This window comes from Streptomyces yerevanensis (assembly GCF_000716805.1).
GTDB lineage: Bacteria > Actinomycetota > Actinomycetes > Streptomycetales > Streptomycetaceae > Streptomyces > Streptomyces flaveus.
Genome location: NZ_JNWJ01000160.1, coordinates 1 through 4,415, shown reverse-complemented (window position 1 = coordinate 4,415; position 4,415 = coordinate 1). Strand labels below are relative to the sequence as shown.

Below are 4,415 nucleotides of genomic sequence, written 5' to 3'. Positions count from 1 at the left end.
GAGCGGCTCGGCGTCGACCACGTCCGGGACGACGTCGCTGGGCAGGCTCTTCCAGAGGGTGTTCACGCGATCAGCTCCGACAGGGCGTTCCACAGGGTGCGGGCGGAATGGAGCATGGCGAACATGATCCTGTCGTCGGGGAAGGCGACGGCGAACCGCTGCTCGAGGTCGACCACAGTGTTGACCGCCGTAAGCGAGTCCATGCCGTAGTCCGCGCGGCTCGAGGGGTGATCTGGCGGTTCCTTACCGGCATCGGCATGACCTCCACCATGGCACGGGCTCATCAGAAAAATGGGGGGATGAAGACAGCGAGGCCGCATGGACCTTCCAGCCTCCCGCAGACCCGGACATCCGAGCCATGGTCGTCGCCGAGCTGCACCGCCACCCCGTCGACGGCCGACCCGCATGGGAGCTACGCGCCCTCGGCCAGGGCTGGGCGGACGGCCTCGACGGCCTCGCTCGCTTCTACGGAGTCGACGTCGAGTGACAGCTGGGGGCAGGCGACCGTGCGCGTCTGCAATCAGCATCTCTGGCTGGGCTGAAGCGCATGGATGCGGACCCCTCCGAAGGTCCGTCGGCCACTCCCAGACCGCTTACTCCGACGCCGTGCCCACAGCGTGCCCGTAAGGGCGGACAACCACGGTCAACAGCGGTGCGATCCAACCCGCGCGACCACCCATGGGGAAGACCTCTGTGCAGGTCAGAGCCACAGCGACTACCCAAGCGCCGTAGCTTCCCAAGCTGAGAGCGCGAGTTCGATTCTCGTCACCCGCTCCATGATTAAGCCCCAGGTCAGCGGCCTGGGGTTTGTTTCTTGTCTAGTCCAACTTGAGGGTGTCGTGCCCTCTGTGTGCCCTAAGTCGAGGCGATGGCAGCCAAGTCGCATACACAAAGGTCGACTTGGTAGCGGTGCGTAGCCCCTGCTTTGGCCGTTGTGCCCCGGCGGTGTGAGCGGGTGGTTCACGATGCGCCCCATGTCCACCAGGTACGGCCGCTCTCGAAGACGGCGAGCGGCGCCGCGCTGCGGACGTCCCACCAAGAAAGGGACTCCATGCAAACTCCCCCAGGAGATCGGCCGAGGTTGCCGCCACCACGCCACCCGAGCTGAGCGCGAGGCCGCTCTGGAGGCGGCAAAGGCGCGAGCCGGGAGAGCAAGACAGCGGGCAGAACGCGAGCGGCGGACGATCCACGCCGGCCTCGCGCTCGTCACCCTGGCGTTGCTAGCCGACTTGGGTTCGCGCCTGGAGCACCTGGAAGGAAGACCAGCACGAGGAAGAAGCGCGCCATATCGTCACCCTCGGGCTCATGATCCTGCTCACCGCACACCCCATGGGACTTCGGCCCAGGCTTAGAAGCCGTCTCTCAACCGAACGTGATCCCTTGATTTCTGCTGGTCAGGCATGGTTCCGCTCGGGGTGAGGGAGGGATGCGGCGTCTTGTGTCCGCTTCATGGCCGAGGGGTGCGCGGTGGCGTCGGTGCTGGGAATGCTGGAGGAACGGGAGGCGGCTGCCCGGGGGCGGGTGGAGGGCCTGCGGGAGGAAGCCGCGCGGTTGGCCGAGGTGTTGGAGGCCGCGGAGATCGAGCTGGACCGGCGGGTGATCGCGCGGGAGGAACTGGTCGAGGCGCTGGCCGCTTCCGCGGCCGGGACGACTGCCGTGACCGAGGCCGGGGCGGAGGAGGAAGCGGCGCCCTCGCCCGCGCCGGTGCCGGGCTCGACGGTGCCGCCCTGGCGGGAGGGGCTGCCGGTGACGGTGCTGGCGCCGGACTGCCAGCGGATTCTGGGCGTGCTGGAGGGGCGCACCCCGGCGGGCCAAGGGCCGCTCAAGGCCAGGGAGATCGCGGTGGGGCTGGGTCTTGAGACGACGCCGGCGAAGGTCGAGGGGGTGCGCTCGAAGGCCAGGCGTCTGGCGGAGCGCGGGTGGCTGCTGCAGGAGACGTCGGGGGCATTCAGCGTCGGCCTGCGGTCCGTGGCCGGGCCGGACGCCGGCCCGTCCGTGTGACCATCGACCAGTGGATCATCGCCTCGCTGGAAGCGGGCAGCGTTTCGTCATCACGGGCCAGGCGGCGGGAGTTCATCAGCCACGCGAATGTGCGCTCTGCCACCCAGCGTCTGGGGAGCACCACGAACCCCTGCATGTCGTCGGTGCGTTTGACGATCTGCAGGGTCAGGGCGAGTTTGTCCCGGCACCAGTCGACGAGGGAGCCGGTGTAGCCGCTGTCGGCCCAGACGAGGGTGATGTCGCGGTGCAGGCGGCGCAGCCGGGTCAGCAGGCCCACGGCGGCGTCCCGGTCGCCGATGTTCGCGGCGGTGACGCAGACGACCAGGAGCAGGCCCAGGCAGTCGGTCACGATGTGCCGTTTGCGGCCCGGCACCTTCTTCCCGCCGTCGTAGCCGCGTGAGGAGGCCGGCACCGTCGCGGCGGCCCGTACCGACTGCGCGTCGATGATCCCCGCCGTGGGCTCGGCCTCACGGCCCTCGCGCTCCCTGACCCGTCCGTGCAGCCGGTCGTGGAACTCGGCGATCAGCCCGTGCTTGCGCCGGCGGCGGAAGAAGGCGTAGACCCGGCCCCAGGCGGGGAAGTCCGCGGGCATCGCCCGCCAGGAGATCCCGCCCGCGACCAGGTAGCGGATCGCGTCCAGCATCTGGCGGTGGCAGTAGCTCTCGGGCTGCCCGCCTCTGCCCTGGAGCCAGGCCGGCACCGGCAGCAACGGCCGGATGGCCGCCCACTCCGCGTCCGTCATGTCCGACGGATAGCGGCGTACCCGATCGGGATGGTCGGCCGCGTTGCCGTACACGTGCGCGAGGCAATCGCACGACGCGGCGGGCGACCGGACCGCGACACCTCGTGGCTGCCGGGCAGGCAACGCCTCGCTTTAGACAGCGTGCGCGGTCTTGGCGCTCATGGTGGTGGCGGTCGCGTGGGTGCCGCATGGATGCCCTAAGAGGCCCTGGCGTGTGAGGCCTCAAGGCAGAGCGGCGACATGCGGTGCAGCGGGCCGCCACCACCGTCAACACCCGCCACTTGATCACTCGTTGGTGTTAGTGGTGCGAGCCCGCCGCACGGTGACCTCTCGATACGCCCGAGCTGTTTGAGCTCCCGCGCAGACCGAGGCCCGTGGGGTGCGCTGGTGCCACGAACGGCTAGTGAGGTGGAGGCGCATCCGCAAGATGGTTGATGCCTGGGATTAGGTCGCTCGCGTGGCCCGCATGCGCTCGTGACCAGCGCAAACTCCTACACATCGGGGAGGGACAACCTTGATCTACTGCGGAATCGACTGGGCGGAACGAACCCACGACGTTGCCCTGGTCAACGACGCCGGGGTGTTGGTTGCCAAGCGGCACATCACCGACGACGCGGCCGGCTACAAACTGCTTCTGGAACTGCTCGCCGAACACGGAGACACAGAAGACAACCCGATCCCCGTGGCGATCGAGACCTCCCGCGGCCTGCTGGTTGCCGTGCTGCGGACCGGAAAACGGAAGGTATACGCGATCAACCCGCTGGCCGCCGCCCGCTACCGCGACCGCCACTCGGTCTCGCGCAAGAAGTCCGACCCCGGCGACGCCCTCGTGCTCGCGAACATCCTGCGCACCGACATGCACGCCCACCGGCCGCTGCCGCAGGACAGTGACCTCGGCCGGGCGATCGCCGTCCTCGCCCGAGCCCAACAGGACGCTCTGTGGAACCGGCAGCAGATCGCCAACCAACTCCGCTCCCTGCTGCGCGAGTACTACCCCGCTGCCTTGGAAGCCTTCGCCACCTGGACCAACGGCCTGTGTCGCCCCGAGGCCCGCGAATTCCTCAAAGCCGCACCGACTCCCTCCCGAGCCGCGCGGCTGACCCGCACCCAGCTCCAGGCCGCTCTGAAACGAGCCGGCCGCAAGCGGGGCATCGAGGTTGAGGCCGACCGCGTCCGCGACGTCTTCCGTGCCGAGTGGGCCCACCAGCCGCCGCTGGTCGAGGAGGCGCTCGGCAAGCAGATGCTCGCCCTCCTTATCCAGCTGGAAGCAGCCTGCACCGCAGCCGACGACCTCGCCGAGGCGGTGGAAGAGGCGTTCCCTCAGCACCCGGACGCCGAGATCCTGCTGAGCTTCCCCGGGCTCGGCATCCAGCTCGCCGCCCGGATCCTGGCTGAAATCGGGGACGACCGCACCCGCTTCATCGACGCCCGCGGCCTGAAGGCATACGCCGGCTCCTCACCCATCACCAGGGCCTCCGGCAAGAAGTCGGCCATCACGCGACGGTGGGTGAAGAACGACCGGCTCAACCACGCCGGCTACCTCTGGGCCTTCGCCTCACTGCGAGCATCCGCCGGAGCGAACGCCCACTACCGGCGACGACGCCAGCGCGGCGACTGGCACGCCGCCGCCCAGCGCAACCTCTTCAACCGCATGATCGGCCAGCTCTACCAC

The 4,415-nt window shown here is 69.2% G+C and carries 5 protein-coding genes; 3 read left to right on the top strand and 2 right to left on the bottom strand.

What is annotated here, in order from left to right; genetic code table 11:
- Window positions 1–62 precede the first annotated feature (62 nt).
- On the bottom strand, window positions 63–203 hold the full coding sequence (locus OP79_RS55860; RefSeq protein ID WP_157857547.1) for a phosphopantetheine-binding protein: 141 nt from the start codon (window positions 201–203) through the stop codon (window positions 63–65).
- Window positions 204–358: 155 nt separating this feature from the next.
- On the opposite strand from OP79_RS55860, the gene OP79_RS57930 reads away from it, so the two are divergent.
- Both OP79_RS57930 and OP79_RS48670 read left to right on the top strand, forming a co-directional pair.
- On the top strand, window positions 359–487 hold the full coding sequence (locus tag OP79_RS57930; RefSeq protein WP_281194659.1) for a hypothetical protein: 129 nt from the start codon (window positions 359–361) through the stop codon (window positions 485–487).
- 962 nt (window positions 488–1,449) lie between these two features.
- Entirely contained in the window at window positions 1,450–2,001 is a 552-nt protein-coding gene (locus OP79_RS48670) for a hypothetical protein (RefSeq protein ID WP_051745901.1), read from the top strand.
- Here the strand turns inward: OP79_RS48670 and OP79_RS48665 are convergent.
- Window positions 1,949–2,797, bottom strand: coding sequence for an IS5 family transposase (locus tag OP79_RS48665; RefSeq protein WP_245685758.1), 849 nt, complete (start codon window positions 2,795–2,797; stop codon window positions 1,949–1,951). The two genes, OP79_RS48670 and OP79_RS48665, sit on opposite strands and share 53 nt — an antisense overlap.
- Before the next feature lie 460 nt (window positions 2,798–3,257).
- On the opposite strand from OP79_RS48665, the gene OP79_RS48660 reads away from it, so the two are divergent.
- A partial coding sequence (locus tag OP79_RS48660; RefSeq protein WP_033329658.1) for an IS110 family RNA-guided transposase occupies window positions 3,258–4,415 on the top strand: 1,158 nt, incomplete at its 3' end.